Raw genomic sequence first — 22,464 nt, forward strand, 5'->3', positions numbered from 1 at the left:
AATTGCCGCTATTTGCGGCAATTTTTTCAACTCAGAGTGCGGCAGTGTGTTTGCTAGCGTTCTTCAAATCCCTGTTTAAGGACGTGGTGTGATTGATACATGTAATTTCAGGCGTGAACCTGGGTCGTACGGCATGATGCTAGTGTAAGTGCGGTTTTGGTATTCATAGGTTACGGCATAACCATTATTGCGGGTTTCCCAATGATCCACATTAGTACAGCGGCGCACTGGCTGACTGTCGTAAGTGGGCTGTTGATTGCCGCCGTTGTTACCATTGTTGTCTACGCGGTCACCCACCACTGCACCTGCAATCGCACCTGCGGCTGCGGCTGCAATGCGACCATTGCCACCACCCACCTGGCTACCCAGCAAACCACCAGCGATACCGCCGATGATGGAGCCGCCAGCACTGCGCTGTTGTTGCGGCTGCTGACGTTGTACGGTCTCATAGTCGGTGCGGCATTCTTGGCGCGGCACGTTGACCTGTTCGACTTGAGGCGCAACATTGATGACGCGAGCGAAATCATCGTAATCTGCTGCATGCGCTATGGACATGCCAAGACCTAAGAATGCAGTCGTTGCTGAAATAAGGGCTGTTTTCTTCAGATTGAGTGTCATTTTGTACCTCGTTTTATTAATCACAGTCCTCATATAACGTCTGGCTCCAAAAAAAGAAGACATGATTTGAAATTTAAATGTAAAACTCTGTATCAACCATGACATATAAAGCAATTTTCTGAAATTAAGTTATTCTGATGTTAATGGTTGTAATGTCTTGATCAAACCTTAATCAAATTCTAAACAGACCTTAATATTTTTAAAAAAGGCAACTATGCAAATACAATGGACCAGCTGGGCGACGATCGCGGCGCTTGCCGTATATTTCTGGACTTTTATCAATGCAGGAAAAGCACGCATGCAGCACAAAGTGCTTGCGCCTTCGATGGACGGTCCGCCTGAATTTCTGCGAGCTTTGCGGGTACAAACCAATACGCTTGAGCAAATTATCTTTTTCTTGCCCGTTTTGTGGCTATCCGCCATGTGGTTTAGTGACCGTGCTGCGGGGATCGCAGGCGCAGTCTGGGTAGTGGGGCGTTTGATGTATGCGCTAGCATATTACCAAGATGCTAAAAAACGGGCACCCGGTTTTATGATCGCTACACTGGCTTCGCTGGCATTATTATTAATGGCAATATTTGGTTTGGTGCAGCCTTTATTTTTAACTCATTAACCCTGACTGATCTATCGATGCTGACTTCTAAAACTACCGGTCCCGTTTGGGCGTCTTATATTCTGGCTGCCATCGCTTTATATGTTGTGCTGAAGATGGGTTTGCTGGTGGCGCTGTTTTCTGGGTTGCTGGTCTATTCCCTGATTCACTTACTCGCGCCTACCATAGAGCGAAAATTCAGCAGCCAGCAATCGCGCATGATTGCGGTTATTTTCTTGTCGGTAGTGATTATTGCCACGATTTCTCTGGTGCTCTGGCTGCTCTACGCCTACTTGCGCAGTGAAGGCGGCAACCTTAACGTGCTGCTGCAAAAAATGGCCGACATTATTGATGCCTCCAGCGACCAGATGCCGGATTGGGTCAGTAATAACTTGCCAGAAGGCGCAGATGCCTTGCGAGAGCTACTGACCAACGGCTTTAGAGAACACGCATCCGAAGCTAAATTGCTGGTGCAAGAGGCTGGACATGTGATTGTGCATCTGCTGCTGGGAATGATCATTGGTAGTATGGTCGCCTTGCAGGAGACGACACAGCATGCCAACTACCGTCCATTTGCAGCCGCTTTGCATCAGCGCGTGGTGACCTTGGGTCTGATGTTTCAGAAAATTGTCTTTGCCCAAGTGCGCATCTCGCTGATTAATACCGCATTTACAGCGATCTATTTATTAGTGATTTTGCCATTAGCCGGTATTCATTTGCCACTGACCAAAAGTATGATTTTGATTACCTTTTTGGCCGGACTGATCCCCGTGGTAGGCAACATTCTGTCCAATACGGTGATCGTGGTGGTGAGTTTGTCGCACTCTCTGCATACGGCTGTTGCCTCGCTGGTATTTATGGTGGTGATACATAAGCTGGAATATTTTTTAAACGCGAAAATTATTGGTTCCAAAGTCAATGCCCGTTCCTGGGAGCTGTTGACCGCGATTTTGGTCATGGAAACCATATTTGGCGTGCCGGGGGTTGTAGCAGCCCCAGTATTTTATGCGTATATTAAAAGGGAATTGAGCGATCAGGGCTTGGTGTAGTTGCCAATGGGCTCTACCTCAATACGCTTCCGTAGTTATTAATTTAAAGGAAATAAAATGATTTTAGAACTCGCCGATATTCGTATCCAGCCAGGCAAACAAGCCGAATTTGATATCGCCATCCAACGTGGCCTGAGCGAAGTGATCTCTCATGCCAAAGGGTTTAGTGGTTACAAAATCAACAAAGGAATAGAGTCGCCGGAACGTTACGTCCTGATGATTTTTTGGGAGACTTTGGAAAACCACACCGTCGATTTCCGCGAGTCACCGGCGTTCCAGGAATGGCGGGCGATTGTCGGCGGTTTCTTCGCCGTGCCGCCAACGGTAGAACATTTCAATCTGCTTGCTAGATCATAAAGTTATCAAGGGGAATTCAATATACTCCCCTATTTTTTGATCAATAACGCCGTATTGTCCAATGAATCTCTGGACAACTAATAAATACATGTAGGGAGTATTTATTGGTATTTGAGCTAGTGATACACAAGATAGTTTAATAATCATTGTGAAATAATAATCACTTTCAAATCATAGGACTACGCAAAAGCAGTCCGAGAATCGCGTGGCAAAACTGTCATGTCTTGATAATTGTTATTTCATCCCAAGTTAGACAAGCCAAGCACGTCAATTGCTGATTCCCGTTAGAATCCGTCCTATGCTATTCAGCAATTTAGCGCACTACGCATATCAGCAGTACCCTGCCCAGCTATACTACAAAGGACATCATGGTTCCGCACCTCGTTACCGCCCTCAACGGCCCCTTACTCGATTTAGAAAAAAAGATACTCGAAGCCACGCCTGCGATCGAGCGCTGGTTCCGTCTGGAATGGCAAGAGCATACGCCGCCGTTTTACTGCTCAGTTGATTTGCGCAATTCTGGCTTTAAACTGGCACCGGTGGACACCAATCTGTTCCCTGGCGGCTTCAATAATCTTTCTCCAGAAATGTTACCGCTGGCAGTACAAGCGGCAATGGCCGCGATTGAGAAATACTGTCCAGACGCTAAAAACTTGTTGCTGATCCCGGAGCGCCACACGCGCAATGCGTTCTATTTGCAAAACGTCGCACGCCAGATGCAAATTTTCCGTCAGACAGGTTTAAATGTCCGTCTCGGCACTTTATCTGACGACATCAAAGAGCCAACGGCGATTGATCTGCCAGACGGTACGCAATTGATTTTAGAACCGCTGGAACGCTCCGCCAATGGCCGTCGCCTTGGTTTGAAGAATTTCGATCCTTGTACGATTTTGCTCAACAATGATTTGTCGGCAGGTATCCCGCCGATTTTAGAAAATCTGAATGAGCAAACCTTGTTGCCGCCATTGCATGCAGGTTGGGCAGTACGTCGTAAGACCAATCACTTTGCCGCTTATGATGAAGTCGTCAAGAAATTTGCCAAGCTGATTGATATTGATCCGTGGATGCTGAATCCTTATTTTGCCAAATGTACCGGCATTAATTTCCACGAACGGATTGGTGAGGATGAACTAGCCAATACCGTCGATACGATTCTGGCAAAGATCCGCAAAAAATATAAAGAATACGGCATCAAAGAAAAACCGTTTGTCATCGTCAAAGCCGATGCCGGTACCTATGGCATGGGCATCATGACGGTGCGTGATGGTAGCGAAGTACGTGATTTAAACCGCAAACAGCGCAACAAAATGTCGGTCGTTAAAGAAGGTCTGGAAGTCAACGATGTGATCGTACAAGAGGGCGTACACACCTTCGAGCAGATCAACGAATCCGTCGCCGAGCCTGTCGTCTACATGATGGATCGCTACGTCGTTGGCGGCTTCTATCGCGTGCATGAAGATCGCGGTGTCGATGAAAACTTAAACGCACCGGGCATGCATTTTGTGCCGCTGGCATTTGCTCAGCAACATGCCGTACCGGATATCACCGCCAAACCAGGCACCGCCGCACCGAATCGTTTTTATATGTATGGCGTGGTAGCACGTCTGGCCTTATTGGCAGCGTCGCTGGAGTTGGAAAAAACAGATCCAAATCCTGAGGTGTATTAAGCCGATATCGGATTAGTCTCGTCCGCTCTCCTCGCCCGCTTGCGGGAGAGGGGTTGGGGGTGAGGGAGATTGACATGCCGAGCAATTCTAATTTGAGAAGTAATTTAAAGATCCACCATGAAAATCGTCTTCCTCACCGATCCGCTCGATCAATTTAAAACCTATAAAGACTCCACCTTCGCCATGATGCGCGAGGCGGATTCTCGCGGGCACCAGTTGTTTGCTTTCGGACCAGACGACATGGCCTTAGAAGGCGGCGTGGTGGTGGCAAATGTCCGTCGGATCAATCTGACGGGTGACGCGCATGACTGGTATCGTGCCGAAGCCCCGCAAGCGTCAGCACTAAGTGCGTTTGATGCGGTTATACAGCGCAAAGATCCGCCATTTGATATGGAATACATCTACGCGACGTATTTGCTCGAGCTGGCGGAGCAGCAGGGGGCACGGGTATTTAATAAGCCTGCAGCGGTCCGTAATCACAATGAAAAGCTGAGTATTGCGCAATTCAGCCAGTTCACTACGCCGACGCTAGTGACGCGGGATGAACAAAGGATTCGTGCTTTCCATCAGACCCATCAGGATATTATTTTAAAGCCGCTAGATGGTATGGGCGGCGCTGGCATTTTCCGCATCCGTGACGATGGCATGAATCTGGGTTCTGTCATTGAAACCTTGACCTTGAATGGTGCCAGAACCATCATGGTGCAGCGCTATATTCCTGAGATCGTGTATGGCGATAAACGGATTTTGCTGATTGGCGGCAAAGTGGTGCCGTTTGCGCTAGCACGTATCCCGCAAAACGGCGAAGTACGCGGCAATCTTGCCGCTGGCGGCATCGGAGTGGCGCAAGAACTCACTGCGCGCGATCTGGAGATTGCAGAGACTTTGGCGCCAATACTGTACCAGCGTGGTCTGTTGCTGGTAGGATTAGATGTCATCGGGCATTATCTAACGGAAGTCAACGTCACCAGCCCGACTTGTTTTCAAGAAATTACGCAGCAAAAAGGCTTTAATGTGGCTGGCATGTTCATCGATGCGCTGGAGTCCGCTATTTGATGGAAGAATATACTGCTATAGAGTATATTCTGGTGTCCAGATAAATAATGGGATGTAAGCATGGTTTTTGTGCATACTCCCAAGAAATGTGAATATGGTTGGAATACTTTTATTAACCCATGCCCCGCTGGGGTCGGCCTTTATGCAGGCCGCGGCGCATGTGTTTCGCGGCATGCCAGAACATTTTGAAGCGATTGATGTGATCGCTGACCAGAATATTGATGACGTTAATCGCCTTGCAAAAGAAGCGATTAAACGTCTCGACGCTGGTACCGGTGTGCTGGTCATGACAGATGTGTTGGGCGGTACACCGTCGAACTGTTGTCGTCAGTTAGGTGAGCCTGATCAGGTGGCAACCATTGCCGGCGTCAGCTTGCCGATGTTGCTGCGCGCTATTACCTATCGTCACGATACTCTGGATGTAGTGGTGGAGATGGCTTTGGCGGGCGGGCAAAATGGCGCTTTGCGAGTGGATAACCGGGTAAGGCTTTCTCCTAACTGAGTAGGTAATTGAGGTTGTCAGTAAGTGGATAAATACGGTTATATGTACGGTTATAGGTAGGTTCAGATTCAAGCTAATAAACCAATAAGGTCGTTCATTATGTCGAGTAAAGTGAAAATGCAATGATCCAACAAGAAATTGAAATCGTAAATAAGCTGGGCCTGCATGCACGAGCATCAGCAAAATTCACTCAACTGGCGGGCAAATTTAAGTGTGAGGTCTGGCTCACCCGCAATAACCGCCGGGTCAACGGTAAATCGATCATGGGCGTGATGATGCTAGCCGCAGGCAAAGGCAGCAAAGTCTTGCTGGAGACCGAAGGTGAGGACGAACAAGCCTGTTTTGACGCCATGCTTGCGTTGGTGAATGACAAGTTTGGTGAGGGCGAGTAGTGAACATCGCTAGCGCCAAAATTCTGGCTGCTAAAGCCAACGCCATCAGCTCGTAGCAAAAATAAAAAGAGTAAAGGGGACACAACAGCATGGCATCATTTACATTGCAGGGCATCCCCGTTTCACGCGGTATCGCCATAGGACGCGCTCACTTAATGCGTCCCGCCGCGCTGGATGTCGAGCATTACCTTGTTGCCCAGGAGCAGATCGAATCAGAAGTGCTGCGTCTGCAAGATGCCATCGTTCAGGTCCACAAAGAACTACAAACCATCTGGGCCGATCTGCCATTGGATGCGCCGACCGAGCTTGGCGCTTTTCTGGATGTACATGCGCTGATCTTGTCCGACCCGATGATCTCTGAAGCGCCGCTAGAAATCATCCGCACCCGCAATTACAACGCAGAGTGGGCGCTGGTGACTCAGATCGATGCCTTGTCTGCGCAGTTTGATGAGATAGAAGACGACTATCTGCGTGAACGCAAAGCTGACATCCAGCAAGTTGCCGAGCGCGTGCTCAAAGTCTTAACCGGTAGCGCTAATGACTTACCACGTGACGCCAATGTGGATGAACGCCGCGGGAATATGATTGTCGTTGCGCGGGATATTTCACCCGCCGATATGATGCAATTCCGCGATGCGGCTTTCAGCGGTTTTGTGACGGATGAAGGTGGCCAAAACTCCCACACGGCAATCGTATCGCGCAGTTTGGGTATTCCTGCCGTGGTTGGTTTGGGCAACGCTTCTCATCTGATTCAGCAAGACGACTGGCTGATTATTGATAGTGACGCAGGTGTTGTCATCGTCGCGCCCTCGGCTCAGGTGATTGAGGAATATCGCAACCTGCTAGCGGTTTTACTCAAAACCCGTAAAAAATTAACCCGGCTCAAAAAGACCCCAGCCATTACCCAAGATGGTATCGAGATCACCCTGCTGGCGAATATCGAATTGCCGCAAGATGCCATCACCGCGATGGAAGCTGGTGCCAGCGGCGTTGGTTTATTTCGCTCAGAGTTTTTGTTCATGGGACGTACCGGCCACGAGCAAGAATTACCTACCGAGGAAGAACAGTTCGTCGCCTACCGCGATGCCGTGCTCGCCATGAAAGGCAAGCCCGTCACCATCCGTACCCTCGATGTAGGCGCTGACAAACCACTCGACACCACAGATCACAATATTCTGAACCCCGCATTGGGCTTGCGCGCAATCCGCTATTGCCTGGCCGAGCCGCAATTATTCCTGACGCAATTACGTGCGATTTTGCGCGCCTCCGCTTTTGGACCGGTGCATATTCTGATCCCGATGATGGCGCACGCATTTGAGATTGATCAATCTCTGGCGATGATAGAACAGGCCAAAAAATCCTTGCTGGCAGAAGATAAAAAGTTTGATGACAAAGTCCCGGTTGGCGCCATGATCGAGGTTCCTGCTGCGGCACTCAGCTTGCCGATGTTTGTCAAAAAGCTGGATTTTTTATCAGTCGGCACCAACGATTTAATCCAATACACGCTGGCAATTGATCGCGCTGATCATGAGGTCTCCCATTTATACAGCGACATTCATCCTGCCATTTTGCAGTTGCTGGCGATGACCGTCAGCGCCGCGCAAAAGGCCGAAATTCCGGTCGCGATTTGCGGTGGTATGGCGGGTGATATCCGTTTGACGCGCTTGCTGATCGGGATGGGATTCCGCGAGTTATCGATGCCCCCGGCTTTGCTGCCAGAGGTTAAACAAGAAATCCTCAATACCAATATCGAGTCCTTGCAATCTCTGGTCAAAAAGATTCTGCGCTCTTACGATCCTGATGTGATTCAGGAAAGTTTGGCTCAGTTAGCCATCGCCTGATTTGATATTGGGAATGGCTTAAAAAAAGTAGATTTACGCCGGATCTGCTTTTGCAGACAGACCTGACGTCGATCAACTTAACTCAACTAGACGGCATCGCCTCTAAATAAATGGCTATGTTTTCGATGTCTTGGTCTTTCAATCCATGCGCGATTGTTTTCATCAGTGCACCCTCAGGCCGCTGATCGGTATTTCTAAAGACCATTAATTGTTTCTTAGTATAGTCCGCATGCTGACCTGCCAAACGAGGGAATAGTTGCATGCCCTCAGCCTTAGGGCCATGACAACTGGCGCAAGCGGGAGTATTGCTTGCTGTAATGCCTTTTTCATAAATCGCTTTTCCTGCAATTAACAGATTTTCGCTGGACTTTTTCCCTGCAGGAGCACGCTGTTCAGAAAAATACTGCGCTAGCCCCTCAATCTGATTGTCTGTCAGACGTGCACTGATACCCCACATGTATTCATATCCTTCAGGGTCTGAACGGCCATGAGTTTTAAACGATTTCAATTGTTCAGTCAGGTAGAGTTTTGATTGCGCCGCTAAGTTGGGAAAAATCGGCGAAGTCGAAATACCGTTTACCCCATGACAATTTGAGCAAACCTGAAGCGCCACCGTTTTAGGTAATACTGTAGGATCGTCTAGCGCTCGCGATCTTTCCTCTGAAGTACAAGCACTTAAGAAAATACTAGTACCTAACAGGAGTAAGAGAAATGTATTGCTCTTACGGCGCCTCTGTTCCCCATGAAATTGGTGACGCAGATATGTTGCTTGTTCACGATTGATCATTTAATAGGCTCCCCATGCGTACAGAAAAAACGTATTGTTATTTTTCGCATTTCGTCCTGATCCGTCGTAATTAACAGATGCACCATGGAATCTATTGAATCGATAATACTGCGCACCAATTCTCAGATATTGTACTGGCGTCCAAAATAACTCTGGCACAAATCCTCGAGTATCCGGGTTACTGGCAGGATCAGGATATAAGATATTGTCGGATGTTCCTGTCGTACTGAAATAACTCAGGCTACCTCCATATTTGGCTCGATAAATATAGCTGGCTTTCATTTTTAGCTGATTTAGCGTGTTGGAAGCGTTTGCACTTACGCCAGTGATGTCTCCATTGTTAATGGTTTCGCGTACATAGCTGATTTGTGCAGTAACAGAATGGGGATCGAGTAAATATTGATACTGGGCATCCACTCCTCTGTCGCGGTACTTAATAGTAGGACCTGCAAGAGTCAGGTTATCAGGGTAGACATCAGTGTTCATCGCTAACAGGCCTACCATAGCACTATGCGGACCCCAATCGTGGCTAAGTGCCAAGCGAATGTAGGGATTAATTCCCTTTAGTTTGGTCTGATCAGTATTAGCTATACCTTTACTCAAAAAAGAGAATGAGCCGTTCGCAGTTTGATAACCCGAAATCTCAGCATATATAGTTTGATTTAAGAAAATATATGCACCAGTGCCTGCTACTTGCGAGCCTAGTTGTGTGATTATTGGACTAGCGTCGGCGCCGGTCACGCCAAAGCCAGTCGGAACATATTGCAACCATGCGGGAGCGGTGTTCCAAGGATCCGATATAGACGGATTGTTATTGAGACTAAACCCAAAAATCAAATCCCGATTTGCATCGATATATCGATCAGCGTAGCGCAGGTCAAAGTTATCTGATCCCCATTTGCCTTCCCATTGATTCGTATCTGTATTTTGATTGCTGTAATTGTTGTAAGTAAATTGAGCAAATATGCCGACATTATTTGTGATTTTGCCTGCCACAAAAACGCTACCTGTTTGAAAAAGCGCTACTGCATCTTTTGCAAACGCGGCGTCAGCGGTTGGAGTCGCACTTTTTGTATAACTTGCGACTGCCATCACTGCTAAAGGATTTCCTCTTTCACCTATGGTGTAGCCAGTCATTTTGAATAGCCGCCCGTATGGCGTTAATTCAGGAAATTGTCCCCCGGCATGGCATGCAACACAGTTTTGTCCTGTCTGTCTGGCGAAAGAAGGTAATGCGTGTACTGAAGAGAGAATTAAAAAATTACAAAAAATGAATAGTATTTTGTAGTGCCAGTATTTAATTAAAGAAATGGGTTTCTCAAGGGAGTTCATCGCTTGCCTTGCTCCTTCTGTTTGTTGTGTTCAACGTTTACAGTTTTTTTGACCAGGCGTTGCACCAGCCAACACTAGTTACCTGCTTTCCTGAGAAAAGTGCGCAACCTCCGGTAATATTCTCCGTTTTTCCTTGGTATAGAGTGCAATTACTGCACTGCTGGCTGGTAGCGTGCTTAGGATATTTTGTACCATCGACTTTATTACTATTTTCTTTGTAGCCCATAGACGAGGGCAGTGGATCCGTTTCATTAACCATCACAACTTGGGCACTGGCGTTTTTTAATAAAAAGGCAGCACTCCCCCAGCTCAGTTGGGCTATAAATTTTCTGCGGTTTGACATTTGATTTCCTAAGTAATAGCAAAGAAAGTGCTTGTTATTGAGTAATTATTGGATAGAGTGATCCGTGAGCGTCTTGAAAGTTACAATCAGCAAAATGCCATACCTTTAAGCATAGGCTCTACGAATGATCTTTCCTTGATCTATGTCAAAAGCTGGTCACTAATGAGATGTTTGTGAACAGATAGGTCTGTGTTACGACATCAGACATGTTGCGTATCGGTCAAAGCCTGTATTTTTGGGTATTTACTTGTGAGTTATCGCTCTTAGAGAGAACGCTTTGACTTCGGGTCTGCAAATTATTTAGATAGTTTTCGCAGAGACCTTCCGAAGTCGCTAAACGAAATGACACTGACATATGCAGTGGCCACATCTGTTTGAGTGTGGGAAAATGCTTTATTCATATACTCCAGAATAAATTATCTAAAAAGTGGATTTGTCCACGTATATAGGGGGAATTTTATATATACATATGGGGAGTATATAATTTGCGTTTAAACTACATTTTACATATTGAGTTCCCCATGTGAATATTGCTGTCACTATCAATTGCTTACAAACGTCGAAGTCATTAATCAGTACGGCGCGAAATTCTAACGCCTCGTACTTAAAACTTCGTTAGTTTTGCTTGGATACCATCGAGAGCGTCGAGTGATACATCTCTGGACTTGTTCCGGTTTGACGCCACCGCGATACTTCGTTATCCTTTACCCATTGCGCCGATTTGAAATCAGCTTGCGGGCGCCGTTTTGGAAAATTTTCTGAAACAATAAATACGGCTAAAGCGAGCTTGAATGCCGCCTCTCCTCCTCATTCAGCCCTTCTTTTAGCCTTCCTGAATTAATGTAAAACGAGATGATTCTCGCTAGGAAGACGCATGACTACCGTACCGTCATCGACAACATCAGTTTCAACACCGGCATCGGCGCCGCCAGTGCCAACAACGCCATTGTCATCAATCGGTTTTGTCACGCCGCAGACGATACAATTTGATCAGCCGCTGATTTTACAAAGTGGCGCAACGATCAGCGACTATCATCTGATGATAGAAACCTATGGCACGCTGAATGCCGACAAATCCAATGCTGTACTGATTTGCCACGCGCTCAACGCCTCGCATCACGTCGCTGGTGCGTATGCCGACGACCCAAAAAATATCGGCTGGTGGGACAACATGATTGGCCCTGGCAAGTCGGTCGATACCAACCGGTTTTTTGTGATCGGCATCAACAATCTTGGCTCTTGTTTTGGTTCCACCGGACCGATGCACAACAATGCGCAAACGGACAAACCGTATGGCGCGGATTTTCCGGTAGTGACGGTGGAGGACTGGGTGCAAGCGCAAGCGCGGGTAGCGGATCATCTCGGTATTCAGCAGTTTGCCGCGGTGATGGGCGGCTCGCTTGGCGGCATGCAGGCGCTGGCGTGGAGCATGTTATTTCCAGATCGTTTGCGGCATTGTGTCGTGATCGCTTCGACCGCTAAATTGTCAGCGCAAAATATCGCCTTCAATGATGTCGCACGGCAGGCGATTTTGACCGACCCGGATTTTTATGGCGGCGATTTTTATGCGCATAAGGTGGTTCCGCGTCGCGGCTTACGAGTCGCACGCATGATTGGTCACATCACTTACTTATCCAATGACGATATGGCGGAAAAATTTGGCCGTGATCTGCGCACTGGCGAATATCAATTCGGCTTTGGGATTGATTTTGAGATTGAATCTTACCTACGCTACCAAGCGGATAAATTTGCGGATTATTTTGACGCCAATACATATTTGTTGATCACGAAAGCGCTGGATTATTTTGATCCCGCCCGCGCGTTTGATGGCGATCTGAGTAAGGCGCTGGCAAAGACCAAGGCAAAATTTCTGCTTGCCTCATTCACGACGGACTGGCGATTTTCACCGCAATGCAGCCGGGATATTGTGCAGGCTCTGGTCAGTAATCAGCGCATCGTCAGCTACGCAGAAATCGATGCACCGCATGGGCATGATGCCTTCTTGCTCGACGACGCTCGTTATTTGAATTTAATCGCTGCTTATTTTGCGAATATCGACCAGGAGCTTGCATGAATTTTTCTGAACTCAGTCAGCTCCGCCCTGATCTGGCATTTATTGCACATTGGATCAAGCCGCAATCGCGGGTGCTAGACGTCGGTTGTGGCGATGGTGTCATGATCGATTATTTAAAAAGCGATAAGCAATGCAGCGCCTACGGCACAGAAATCGCCGACGACAAAGTATTGGCGTGCGCCAAACGCGGCGTCAATGTGATTCAGCAAGATATGGAAAACGGCCTCAGTATGTTTCAGGATAATGGTTTTGATACCGTGTTGTGTTTATCGTCATTGCAAATGATGAAGCATGTAGAGCCTTTGCTGCGCGACATTGCCAGAGTAGGGCGCGAGGCGATTGTGTCTTTCCCTAACTTTGGTTATTGGCCGCATCGCACTGCGCTGCTACGCGGCAAAATGCCGGTGTCTAAATCCTTGCCCTACGAGTGGTACGACACACCCAATTTACGCTGCGCGACGATTTATGATTTTTCTGATCTGGCGACCGAAGTCGGTCTGGAAGTTTTAGAGTGCGTCGCTTTGCATGAAGGCAAGCCGATACAATTCTTACCTAATTTGCGCGGTAGTTTGGCGGTCTTTAGACTGCGGAAGAAATAAGGATGACCGATATCAAATCACCTGCAACATCGGCGGAATTACCATTAGAAGTCGAGACCAAATCAGAAAGCGTTATTCACTGGACGGAATATCTGAACAGGCGAATGTTAGTACTCGTCTTTCTAGGATTCAGCTCAGGGCTGCCTTTATATTTGCTAGTCAATTTGCTGCAGGCATGGCTGGCAAAATCTGGGCTTAATGTAAAAGCGATAGGCTTGTTCGCCCTGGTGATGATTCCCTACACCTGGAAGTTTTTGTGGTCACCGTTGATGGACCGGTTTAGCTTTAACGTGCTAGGACGCAGACGTGGCTGGATGGCGCTGACACAAGTCTTATTGGTATTCTCCATCGGTAGTTTGGGCATGTTTGATCCCCAAACTCAGTTACCGATCATCGTTGCATTAGCGGTCGGTGTTGCCTTTTTATCCGCAAGCCAGGACGTAGTGATTGACGCGTATCGGCGTGAGACTTTGCTAGATAACGAGCAAGGTTTAGGCGCAGCGATTTACGTCAATGCCTACAAGGTTGCCAATTTGGTGCCGGGATCTTTGTCCTTGATTTTGGCAGATCATGTGTCGTGGAATTTAGTATTTTGGGTAACTGCTGCGTTTATGTTGCCAGGCCTAATTTGTACGCTGCTGGCACCGGAGCCGACGATGTACGGAGCGCCGCCAAAAAATATCAGAGAAGCGGTGGTATTACCCTTTAAAGAATTTATCGCACGCGATGGTTGGGTGACTGCCTTGTGGATATTGAGTTTTATTTTTTTATACCGGATTGGCGACAGCGTTGCCGGTGCTTTACTGACCAAGTTTTTTATTGATCTGGGATTTCAGTTAACTGAGATTGGCGTTGTCGCTAAACTCACCGTGTTTTGGGCCAGTATCGCGGGTGGTGTCGTGGGCGGTATCTGGATGGTGAAGTTAGGGATTAACCGCGCTTTATGGATTTTTGGTGTCTTGCAGGCATTGACCAGTTTGGGGTTTGCCTTGTTAGCTTATGTAGGCCCCAACCTGTATCTGCTGGCTGCTGCGATTGGTTTTGAGGGATTTGGGGTCGGACTGGGAACCGCAGCGTTTGTGGCGTATATCGCCAGAACCACCGATCCGCGCTACACCGCAACGCAATTTGCTTTGTTTTCTAGTCTGGCGGCTGTGCCGCGCACCTTTGTCACATCCTCTGTCGGCTTTATTGTGGCGGAGACAGGCTGGTTTTACTTTTTCATTTTCTGTTTCGTTATTGCGATTCCCGGTATGTTGTTACTCCCGAAAATCGCGCCATGGAATGCAAAGTGAGTAAAGTGATTCGTTTTACCGGTGACTTTAAATTGGATGTAGCGCCACCATTTCATGCTTATTCCATTTTCTAACGCCAGACTATGACGCCAGCTCGCATTGCCATTCTTGTGTCCGCTGTTTGCCTCACCTTTGCTACCCCTACCTGTGCACAAAATAGCGGCCAGGATGGCGTCAAGGTTGGTGAAATGTCGATCTTTCGCAAATTGGGTGGAGGTTTAGAATCCAAAGCGGCTATGCAATATAGCCAGACGATGCAGCAAGCTCAACAGCAAAATGCCCTAGCGCCAGACAGCAACCCACAACTGATACGTTTACGCGCAATCGCCAAAGCCTTAATCCCATTGGCATTGCGCTGGAACGAGCGTGCGCCGCAATGGAAGTGGGAAGTCAACTTAATCGGTTCCAAGCAAATCAACGCCTATTGCATGCCTGGCGGCAAAATCGCGTTTTATACCGGCATTCTCGATACACTCAAATTGACGGACGATGAAGTCGCTATTGTCATGGGACACGAGATTGCGCATGCCTTGCGTGAACATGGCGCAGAGCGGGCGGGCAAGGCGGCTGCCGCCAATTTTGGTATCAAGCTGGCAGAAATCGTAGCGGGTGCAAAAGGCTACGATCCTAACGTGGCAGGTTCTGTGGCAGGCGGTCTCGCCAATGTTGGCATGCTGAAATTTTCCCGTGACGACGAGACCGAGGCCGATGTGGTCGGATTAGACATCGCTGCCCGTGCTGGTTACGACCCGCGCGCAGGTATTGCGCTTTGGAAAAAAATGGCAATGGTCAATAAAGGTGCGCCACCACAATGGCTATCCACCCATCCTGCTGGTCAAAATAGAATTGCTGAAATTCAACGTCATTTGCCAGAAGTGTTACCTTTGTTTGCCAAGAAACAAGGCATTCTCCTCGCTAATTTGCCGCCTTACCGAACGAATATCAAAACTATCCCCGCTATTAATTGAGACAACTGCTTGCCTAAGCGGCTTGTCTAGCTGCTCATGTGCTTCGCACATCTGTGGTGCTAATTTGACTCAAAAGTCCAAAAAGTCGCATTTATGACACGTTTTAATGCGAATTTAGTACCTGTCATCAACTGTTCATAATTGAATGCCAGACTTTGCTTACCCAAAATTTTGTGTGCTAGACTTTATTTCAGTGAATGTATATCTGGTAAGAAAGTGTAAAAATCACCCGATATTTGTCTCAGCTTAGTTTTTGCTGAAAGGCACTCCAAAGCGTGGCACGTTCTCTGCTTTTAATAAAATTACACGATGATGTTCTCCTCTGTAGCAGTATGGAATTTGTAGCCAAAGAATTGAAAAACAAAATCCGGATGCAGCCCTTATCGTTTTTTTTAGTTGGTAAAGCAATCGTTTGCGCGTTTTGGAATTAAAAGTTTTTAGTTACAAAGCAATCGTTTGCGCTGATCGAAATTTGAATGTTTTTTGTGCAATTTTTCTTCTAAAACGAAGAGTTTGTTGTGATGATGCAACGCTCCTTATGTCGATTGGAAGATATTTTCAAATTTTTGATCCGCTTTTCGCTGTGTTGAAATTGCTCGTAAATAAAAGCGGAATAGATTGTTTTTTTAGTAACTTAAATTGGTATCAGATGTTTGTTTAAATAGTTTTTCGTGCATTTTTTATATCTATTAGTAAATTCCAAAAAAAACCTTGATCAAGGAGTAGTAAATGAAGCAATCAAGAAAACTTTCATCGACATTCCCATCGCGTTTGTCGATGGTTGCTGTCGCTTGCCAGTTGGTTTGCCTGAGCATGTCTGCTTATGCGCAAACAGCACCAACAGCAGAATCAAATGAACCAGTCGATCCAAATCGCGTCACGATCACTGGCAAAAAAGTTGGTATGGGTCTGATGGTGCAAGAAATAGCGCCCAAAGCGCGTAGTACAGTGACCGCAGAAGAATTGTCAAAACAGCGTCCAACTGGTAATGCTTACCAAGCGCTTGAATTGATGCCAGCGGTTAATAGCTATAACTATGACGCTACGGGTTTGTTCGGTGGTGGTTTGACTTTGCGCGGTTTTAACAGCGATCAGATCGGTGTGACTATTAACGGTGTGCCTGTCAATGATTCAGGTAGCTTCTCTGTGTTTCCGCAAGAGTTCGTTGATCAGGAAAACACTTGTACGCAATTTGTTACTCAAGGTTCTACGGACGTAGATTCCCCACAAATTGGTGCTACCGGCGGTAACATTGGCATTACAACTTGTGATCCGGCTAAGCAAAGAAATATACGTGTAATGCAAACTTTGGGTGGTTTATCGCTCTCCAAAACGTATGTTCGTTACGATACTGGTATGTTAGACGAGCGTTCACGCATGTTCATTTCGGTGTCGCATGCTCAAGCAGATAAATGGAAAGGTGAGGGCAGTGCTAACCGTGATCACGTGGATTTCGGCTTCCGTACAGACTTTGATCGTTTTAATTCGATTAACGGTACGATTTTGTATAACCGTGCGATTAACCAAAATATTAGTACTTTTAACTTAGCTGATTTGGCGAAGAACGGTTACTACTACGATTATTCTACTAGCTTCATTGGACACGTGCCCCCAAGTCCAGGTAAGGCCGGTAATGATCCTACCCAAGCAAATGCTGATACTTTCTATAAGCTGACACAAAACCCGTTCCAGAACATAATTGCATCAGCCGTAGGTAAGTTCAGAGTCGGTGAAAATACTGACCTGAAAATCATTCCTTATTTTTGGTACGGTTTCGGCACTGGCGGTACACAGCAACGTTTGCAAACAGAAAGCGCATTCCTTAATAAAGCTACTGGAAAAAATACTGCTGGAGTGGATTTAAATGGTGACGGCGACACTTTAGACAAAGTGATTGTTGCCAGCAGTAACGTAACTCGTACCAACCGTCCAGGTATTACTGCCTCTTTGTCCCACAACGTTGGTAATCATCAAATTTTGGCGGGTTTCTGGGTTGAGCGCGCAGTACATGAACAATTTGGTCCTATGGTCGCAGTCGATGCTAATGGCAATTCTAACGACATCTGGATGCGTGAAGGCCGTATTCTTCGCCCAGATGGCACACCATTTGAAAACCGTGACTGGAAAACAATTAGTACTGCTTATCAGTTCTTTGCACAAGATACAATCAGCATGATGGAGGACAAGTTATCGGTTAACCTTGGTTTGCGTGCTCCTACGATGAAACGTGATTTCACTAATTACGCGAATGAAAGTGCGCCTGTTACTTATAATATTAAGAGAACTTATTCTGAATTATTGCCGCAATTGGGTGCCCGTTACCAGATTGACTACAATAATTCGATTTTTGCTAGTCTCGCTCGTAATATGAAGGCTCCACCAAATTTTGTTTATGCAAGTTTGCCTGTAACTAATGGCGTCGCCACGTTGCCTATCGATGTCAAAGCTGAAACTTCATATAATCTTGACGTTGGATACCGTTTGCAAAGCGATAAATTAACTGCTCAAGCCACAGTGTATGCAGTGAATTTCCAGAATCGCCAAGCAACAGCTTACGATCCTTCAACAAATACCGTTAGTTTGGCTAATGTCGGAAAAGTTAAGACCCATGGTTTTGAAGTTGAATTAGGTAATACTCCAATCAATGGCTGGTCGTTTTACAGCTCATTGGGTTATGCGAAGAGCGAGATTCAAGATAATTTAGTCGTCAGTTCAACGGCAACTTTACCGACTGCAGGTAAAGAAATGACTTTGACGCCTAATTGGAAAGCTGGTCTAAGCGCACAGTATGAAACAGGTGTTTGGTATACGCGAATGACGGCTAAGTACACAAGCAGTCAACAAGCAACAATGACTAACGACGAACTGGTGCCTTCTTATACTTTGCTTGGATTTGACGCTGGTTACCAATTCCCAAACACAACTTATTTGAAAAAGCCAACGTTGCGCCTCAATGTTAGTAACTTGACTAACGAGAAATATCGTAATCCATCTAGCTTTAACGTAACCAATGCGCTGCCCTATGGCACTGCTGCGGCAAAAGGTGTTTTCTATTACTTAGGCGCACCACGTTTCATGTCTGTCACTTTGTCTGCTGATTTCTAACCAGTCAATGCAAGACCGGAGGTTGCGATGCGCTTAGGCTTAGTCGCAACTTCTTCAGTATTTGAGCCTGCAATCATGCTTAGCGCGATTGCAGGCTTTTTTCATTTTTTGTAAGGATGGATATGTTAACGATGAAGTCGGTACCAGCATTGATGGTCTCATTACTGCTAGTTGCCTGTGCGGTGTCACAAAAAACACAACAATCAGGGCTGGAGTCGGCACAACAGTCAATCGCTGCTGGCACAAGTGAAATTACGATCTTTAGTATCAACGATTTTCATGGCAATTTGCAGTCTGATAAACCTGTACCTTATTTGGCACCAGTGGCACCGGTAGAACATGGGCACGATCACGGTGAGGCCATGACCACGCTCGCCGGCGGTTACGCTTATCTGGCCGCACTTTTAAAACAGCGCCGTCTGGTAGCACCTGCCAGCATTTTTGTCGGGGCTGGCGATCTGATGGGTGCATCGCCTATCGGTTCTGCTTTGTTAAAGGATCAGCCAGTGATTGAGGCTTTTAATCAAATGGGCTTATCAGTTACTTCTGTTGGCAATCATGAATTCGACGCTGGCCGGGCTGATTTATTGAGCAAGATAAAAGGCGAGTGTCCGCTGAGCGGCTGCCCCTTCCCAGGTTTTTCTGGTGCCAAATATGAATATATTGCTGCCAATGTGATCGATACGCAGACAGCCAAATCCTGGCTTAAACCCTATGTGATTCGCCAGGTCGGTGATGTCAAAATCGCTTTTATCGGCGCGGTTACTTCCGACACTCCCAATTTAGTCGCAGGTGATGGTGTAAGGGGTTTGCAGTTTGAGGACGAGGCAACTGCGATCAATCGTTATGTGCCAGAGATTAAACAGCAAGGCGTCTCCGCTATAGTGGTCCTTATCCATGAGGGCGGTAATTATAAAGGTGACGCCAATGATCCAAGTTATGCATGCAATGGTTTAGAAGGGCCGATTATTGATATCAGCAAAAAACTCGACAAAGCAATCAGCCTAGTGGTCTCCGGGCATACCCACCAAGGATACACCTGCAAGATTGATGGTCGCTTAGTTGTGCAGGCACGCAGTTACGGCGCTTATCTCACAGAAACCAAACTCATCATTGACCGTAGCAGTAAGCAAGTGATTGCTAGTAGCGCCATCAATTATCTTGTGGATCAGCAGAAGCTAAAACCTGATCCGCAAGCGCAGCAGTTAGTGGATAAAGTCGCAGCATTGACCACAGAAATCCGCCTGCGCCCGGTTACAACGCTAGCCGCACCTTTAAAGCGTGAAAGTGCTAAGGGTATTTTTGACAGTAGTTTGGGTAATGTTATCGCCGATGCGCAATTGAAGTACGCGCAAAATAGTGGACCAGCAGATATTGCCTTCATGAATTCGGGTGGTATTCGCAGTGACTTGCCGTCGGGTGCGGAGACCAAATCGGTAGCCGTGACTTTTGGCGATATCTACGCATCACAGCCATTTGGTAACAATCTGGTTCGTATGAGCTTATCTGGAGAGCAGATCATGGCCGTTTTGCAGCAGCAATGGCAAGGACGCGAGGCGGATAATCCTAAAAAGTTATTCGTTTCGAGTAGCTTTAGCTACCGTTGGAGCGCCGCTCTGCCACTACCCCAGCGGGTGCAAAATGTTCTGATTAATGGCAAACCTTTGGAATTGGCAAAAATCTACAAGGTCGTTGTAAATAGTTTTCTGGCCGATGGTGGCGACGCCTTCACTATGTTTAAGCAAGGACAAGATCGTCAACTGGCCGGACGTGATTTAGATGCACTAGAAACTTATGTGCGTGCCGAGGGCGGCAAACTGGCTGCGGTGGCGACAGACCGTGTCAAACGAAGTGAATAGATTGGCAAACGATTTTTGATTTATTTTAGAGAATAGAGGGAGTATTAATAGTTAAGCTTAGATTGTCCAATGATTATATGGACAATCTAAGCTTGATATCATATACATACAGGGAGTATTTTTCTTAAAGACAGCTTTATGCGTATTCGATAATCAGTGGCGCGTGATCTGAAAAGCGCTGGTCTTTATAGATAGCGGCTGTTTTCGCTTTAGCCGCAATACCCGCCGTTGCTACATGGTAGTCAATTCGCCAACCGACGTTATTTGCCCATGCCTGGCCACGATTGCTCCACCAGGTATAAGCCTCCCCAGTCGTATCCGGATGCAAGCGGCGATACACGTCAACCCAACCTTGCTCATCAAACAAGCGCGTCATCCATGCACGTTCCTCCGGCAAAAAGCCGGAATTCTTTTGATTGCTTTTCCAGTTTTTCAAATCGATTTCTTTATGGGCGATATTCCAGTCACCACAAATGACTAATTCACGTCCTTGGGCAATCAGCTCCAGTAAGTGCGGGTAAAACAAAGCCATAAACCGGAATTTAGCTTCTTGCCGCTCAGGCGAGGATGATCCTGAAGGGCAATATACTGAGATTATCGACAAGTTACCAAAGTCGCAGCGCACATAGCGCCCCTCAGCATCAAATTCAGGACTACCAAAACCAATCTCCACTTTATCTGGCGTAGCTTTGCTATACACCCCGGTCCCTGAATATCCCTTTTTTTCCGCGTAATGGAAATTACCGTGATAGCCCCGCGGCATCAAAAAATCTACCGTCATATCGTCAGCTTGCGCCTTCAGCTCTTGCACACAAACAAAATCCGCTTGCTGTTGCTGCATCCATTCAAAAAAGCCTTTTTTTGAAGCAGAGCGTATGCCGTTGAGGTTAGCGGAGATAATTTTTGTCATGTTTCGTAATTAAAACTTAAAGAAAAATAGATTAAAACATATTGAAAATCGAACAATTATTTCTTTTGTGTATTATCCAAATTACTTGGCTTAAAAGATAAGTAGTGATCAGTATATTGATAGGATAATTTGTAGCTACTGCGTCTGCTTACGCATCAATGGAGAAAAATAATTGAATTAAATTAAATATTTAGCAATTTTAGCGCAGCTTCATCAAGTTACTACGTTACTCCAACCAGTCTGTTGGCGCGCACTCAATATTGACCAGCTGGGGATGCATTGAATATTGACCAGGCGCTTAGTTGCTGAGCATACAAGTTTGTTTCAGGTTTGTCGATCAATTATGTGTGCATTGTTTTCTCCATTTGTTGAACTCAATTTAGCCACTTAAGCACTAAAACTCCTGCCCAGAGACTTCACCAGGTTCTGCTGATATCTCAGTCTCAGGCTTGTTTAATTCCCGGCTTCTTTCTCTTGATTTAATCCGCATTTTTGCTGTGGCACTGCTATGTTTGAAACGATAGGAATCATTACCTGTTTCAATAATATGGCAATGGTGTGTCAGTCGGTCCAGTAACGCAGTCGTCAGTTTTGCATCGCCAAAGACGTTGCTCCACTCAGAGAATGTCAGGTTGGTCGTGATGACGACGCTGGTTCGTTCGTAGAGTTTAGACAGTAAATGGAACAGTAACGCACCACCCACCTGTGAGAATGGCAGGTAACCTAACTCATCTAAGATCACCAAATCCATCTGCATAAGGCTTAGGGCCATGCGTCCTTGTTTGCCTGCTGCCTTTTCTAATTCCAAGGCATTCACCAGTTCAATCGTTGAGAAGAAGCGCACTCGCTTTCCATGTTGCGTAATACCGGAGACCGCCAGTGCTGTTGCCAGATGGCTTTTACCTGTGCCAGTGCCACCAATCAGCACCACGTTGTGCGCAGCCTCTGTGAAGGCTAACGTGGCCAACTGTTCGATCAGCTTTTGGTCTACTTTGGATTGGCTAAAATCGAAATCAGCTAGGTGGCGATGAATCGGAAATTTGGCAACGTGCAACTGATAACGGATCGAACGCATCGCTCGATCCGTCGATTCCGCTTCTAACAAGTGTTGAATGAGC

Annotated in this window: 20 protein-coding genes; 14 read left to right on the forward strand and 6 right to left on the reverse strand. The window is 46.7% G+C overall.

The window, feature by feature from the left end; all coding sequences use genetic code 11:
* Positions 1-75: 75 nt before the first annotated feature.
* A complete protein-coding gene (locus tag AAKU61_RS14490; RefSeq protein ID WP_354333315.1) occupies positions 76-618 on the reverse strand; it encodes a glycine zipper 2TM domain-containing protein in 543 nt (180 codons plus the stop codon).
* A 214-nt stretch (positions 619-832) separates the two neighbouring features.
* Here AAKU61_RS14490 and AAKU61_RS14495 point away from each other — a divergent pair, with 214 nt between their 5' ends.
* The 8 genes from AAKU61_RS14495 to ptsP all read left to right on the forward strand — a co-directional run bounded on the left by AAKU61_RS14495 (position 833) and on the right by ptsP (position 8,074).
* Positions 833-1,231: an MAPEG family protein gene (locus AAKU61_RS14495; RefSeq protein WP_354333317.1), complete on the forward strand. Its 399-nt coding sequence runs from the start codon at positions 833-835 to the stop codon at positions 1,229-1,231.
* A gap of 17 nt (positions 1,232-1,248) precedes the next feature.
* A complete protein-coding gene (locus tag AAKU61_RS14500) occupies positions 1,249-2,259 on the forward strand; it encodes an AI-2E family transporter (protein WP_354333319.1) in 1,011 nt (336 codons plus the stop codon).
* Positions 2,260-2,316: 57 nt separating this feature from the next.
* Positions 2,317-2,616: an antibiotic biosynthesis monooxygenase family protein gene (locus AAKU61_RS14505; protein ID WP_354333321.1), complete on the forward strand. Its 300-nt coding sequence runs from the start codon at positions 2,317-2,319 to the stop codon at positions 2,614-2,616.
* Between the two features lie 368 nt (positions 2,617-2,984).
* The gene (gene gshA, locus AAKU61_RS14510) at positions 2,985-4,283 is read left to right on the forward strand and encodes a glutamate--cysteine ligase (RefSeq protein ID WP_354333323.1); all 1,299 of its coding nucleotides are present in this window, start codon (positions 2,985-2,987) and stop codon (positions 4,281-4,283) included.
* Between the two features lie 117 nt (positions 4,284-4,400).
* The gene (gshB, locus tag AAKU61_RS14515) at positions 4,401-5,339 is read left to right on the forward strand and encodes a glutathione synthase (protein WP_354333325.1); all 939 of its coding nucleotides are present in this window, start codon (positions 4,401-4,403) and stop codon (positions 5,337-5,339) included.
* 94 nt (positions 5,340-5,433) lie between these two features.
* On the forward strand, positions 5,434-5,841 hold the full coding sequence (locus tag AAKU61_RS14520) for a PTS sugar transporter subunit IIA (RefSeq protein WP_322120835.1): 408 nt from the start codon (positions 5,434-5,436) through the stop codon (positions 5,839-5,841).
* Between the two features lie 122 nt (positions 5,842-5,963).
* The gene (locus AAKU61_RS14525) at positions 5,964-6,233 is read left to right on the forward strand and encodes an HPr family phosphocarrier protein (RefSeq protein WP_322120836.1); all 270 of its coding nucleotides are present in this window, start codon (positions 5,964-5,966) and stop codon (positions 6,231-6,233) included.
* Between the two features lie 89 nt (positions 6,234-6,322).
* Positions 6,323-8,074, forward strand: coding sequence for a phosphoenolpyruvate--protein phosphotransferase (gene ptsP, locus AAKU61_RS14530; protein ID WP_354333327.1), 1,752 nt, complete (start codon positions 6,323-6,325; stop codon positions 8,072-8,074).
* Between the two features lie 82 nt (positions 8,075-8,156).
* Here the strand turns inward: ptsP and AAKU61_RS14535 are convergent, their stop codons facing one another.
* Genes AAKU61_RS14535 through AAKU61_RS14545 form a run of 3 tightly spaced genes read right to left on the reverse strand, consistent with a single transcriptional unit; the run spans position 8,157 to position 10,536 of the window.
* The gene (locus tag AAKU61_RS14535; protein ID WP_322120838.1) at positions 8,157-8,861 is read right to left on the reverse strand and encodes a c-type cytochrome; all 705 of its coding nucleotides are present in this window, start codon (positions 8,859-8,861) and stop codon (positions 8,157-8,159) included.
* Positions 8,862-10,193, reverse strand: a complete 1,332-nt coding sequence (locus AAKU61_RS14540; protein WP_354333329.1) for a cytochrome C — start codon at positions 10,191-10,193, stop codon at positions 8,862-8,864.
* 37 nt (positions 10,194-10,230) lie between these two features.
* Positions 10,231-10,536, reverse strand: a complete 306-nt coding sequence (locus AAKU61_RS14545) for a high-potential iron-sulfur protein (RefSeq protein ID WP_354333330.1) — start codon at positions 10,534-10,536, stop codon at positions 10,231-10,233.
* Positions 10,537-11,410: 874 nt separating this feature from the next.
* Here AAKU61_RS14545 and metX point away from each other — a divergent pair.
* The 6 genes from metX (at position 11,411) to AAKU61_RS14575 (ending at position 20,436) form a co-directional block, all read left to right on the forward strand.
* Positions 11,411-12,610, forward strand: coding sequence for a homoserine O-succinyltransferase MetX (gene metX / locus AAKU61_RS14550; RefSeq protein ID WP_354333332.1), 1,200 nt, complete (start codon positions 11,411-11,413; stop codon positions 12,608-12,610).
* Positions 12,607-13,209, forward strand: a complete 603-nt coding sequence (gene metW, locus AAKU61_RS14555) for a methionine biosynthesis protein MetW (protein ID WP_354333334.1) — start codon at positions 12,607-12,609, stop codon at positions 13,207-13,209. The genes metX and metW overlap by 4 nt, the downstream gene beginning before the upstream one ends.
* Before the next feature lie 2 nt (positions 13,210-13,211).
* Entirely contained in the window at positions 13,212-14,504 is a 1,293-nt protein-coding gene (locus tag AAKU61_RS14560; protein ID WP_503012618.1) for an AmpG family muropeptide MFS transporter, read from the forward strand.
* A gap of 83 nt (positions 14,505-14,587) precedes the next feature.
* Entirely contained in the window at positions 14,588-15,472 is an 885-nt protein-coding gene (locus AAKU61_RS14565) for a M48 family metallopeptidase (RefSeq protein ID WP_354333336.1), read from the forward strand.
* Positions 15,473-16,201: 729 nt separating this feature from the next.
* Complete coding sequence (locus AAKU61_RS14570) at positions 16,202-18,577, forward strand: TonB-dependent receptor (protein ID WP_354333338.1); 2,376 nt, start codon at positions 16,202-16,204, stop codon at positions 18,575-18,577.
* Positions 18,578-18,699: 122 nt separating this feature from the next.
* Complete coding sequence (locus AAKU61_RS14575) at positions 18,700-20,436, forward strand: bifunctional metallophosphatase/5'-nucleotidase (RefSeq protein ID WP_354333340.1); 1,737 nt, start codon at positions 18,700-18,702, stop codon at positions 20,434-20,436.
* Between the two features lie 136 nt (positions 20,437-20,572).
* Here the strand turns inward: AAKU61_RS14575 and AAKU61_RS14580 are convergent, their stop codons facing one another.
* Together AAKU61_RS14580 and istB are read right to left on the reverse strand one after the other, a co-directional pair.
* Positions 20,573-21,346 (reverse strand): exodeoxyribonuclease III, encoded by a 774-nt coding sequence (locus AAKU61_RS14580; RefSeq protein ID WP_354333342.1) that lies wholly within the window; start codon positions 21,344-21,346, stop codon positions 20,573-20,575.
* A 394-nt stretch (positions 21,347-21,740) separates the two neighbouring features.
* Positions 21,741-22,464: IS21-like element helper ATPase IstB (istB, locus tag AAKU61_RS14585; RefSeq protein WP_354333344.1), on the reverse strand; the 724-nt coding region annotated here is incomplete at its 5' end.

This window comes from Undibacterium sp. GrIS 1.2 (assembly GCF_040544435.1).
In the GTDB taxonomy this organism is placed as follows: Bacteria; Pseudomonadota; Gammaproteobacteria; order Burkholderiales; family Burkholderiaceae_D; genus Undibacterium.

Coding starts and splice junctions, on each gene's coding strand:
- AAKU61_RS14490 (WP_354333315.1), bottom strand. CDS start 618: ATGACACTCAATCTGAAGAAAACAGCCCTTATTTCAGCAACGACTGCA.
- AAKU61_RS14495 (WP_354333317.1), top strand. CDS start 833: ATGCAAATACAATGGACCAGCTGGGCGACGATCGCGGCGCTTGCCGTA.
- AAKU61_RS14500 (WP_354333319.1), top strand. CDS start 1,249: ATGCTGACTTCTAAAACTACCGGTCCCGTTTGGGCGTCTTATATTCTG.
- AAKU61_RS14505 (WP_354333321.1), top strand. CDS start 2,317: ATGATTTTAGAACTCGCCGATATTCGTATCCAGCCAGGCAAACAAGCC.
- gshA (WP_354333323.1), top strand. CDS start 2,985: ATGGTTCCGCACCTCGTTACCGCCCTCAACGGCCCCTTACTCGATTTA.
- gshB (WP_354333325.1), top strand. CDS start 4,401: ATGAAAATCGTCTTCCTCACCGATCCGCTCGATCAATTTAAAACCTAT.
- AAKU61_RS14520 (WP_322120835.1), top strand. CDS start 5,434: ATGGTTGGAATACTTTTATTAACCCATGCCCCGCTGGGGTCGGCCTTT.
- AAKU61_RS14525 (WP_322120836.1), top strand. CDS start 5,964: ATGATCCAACAAGAAATTGAAATCGTAAATAAGCTGGGCCTGCATGCA.
- ptsP (WP_354333327.1), top strand. CDS start 6,323: ATGGCATCATTTACATTGCAGGGCATCCCCGTTTCACGCGGTATCGCC.
- AAKU61_RS14535 (WP_322120838.1), bottom strand. CDS start 8,861: ATGATCAATCGTGAACAAGCAACATATCTGCGTCACCAATTTCATGGG.
- AAKU61_RS14540 (WP_354333329.1), bottom strand. CDS start 10,193: ATGAACTCCCTTGAGAAACCCATTTCTTTAATTAAATACTGGCACTAC.
- AAKU61_RS14545 (WP_354333330.1), bottom strand. CDS start 10,536: ATGTCAAACCGCAGAAAATTTATAGCCCAACTGAGCTGGGGGAGTGCT.
- metX (WP_354333332.1), top strand. CDS start 11,411: ATGACTACCGTACCGTCATCGACAACATCAGTTTCAACACCGGCATCG.
- metW (WP_354333334.1), top strand. CDS start 12,607: ATGAATTTTTCTGAACTCAGTCAGCTCCGCCCTGATCTGGCATTTATT.
- AAKU61_RS14560 (WP_503012618.1), top strand. CDS start 13,212: ATGACCGATATCAAATCACCTGCAACATCGGCGGAATTACCATTAGAA.
- AAKU61_RS14565 (WP_354333336.1), top strand. CDS start 14,588: ATGACGCCAGCTCGCATTGCCATTCTTGTGTCCGCTGTTTGCCTCACC.
- AAKU61_RS14570 (WP_354333338.1), top strand. CDS start 16,202: ATGAAGCAATCAAGAAAACTTTCATCGACATTCCCATCGCGTTTGTCG.
- AAKU61_RS14575 (WP_354333340.1), top strand. CDS start 18,700: ATGTTAACGATGAAGTCGGTACCAGCATTGATGGTCTCATTACTGCTA.
- AAKU61_RS14580 (WP_354333342.1), bottom strand. CDS start 21,346: ATGACAAAAATTATCTCCGCTAACCTCAACGGCATACGCTCTGCTTCA.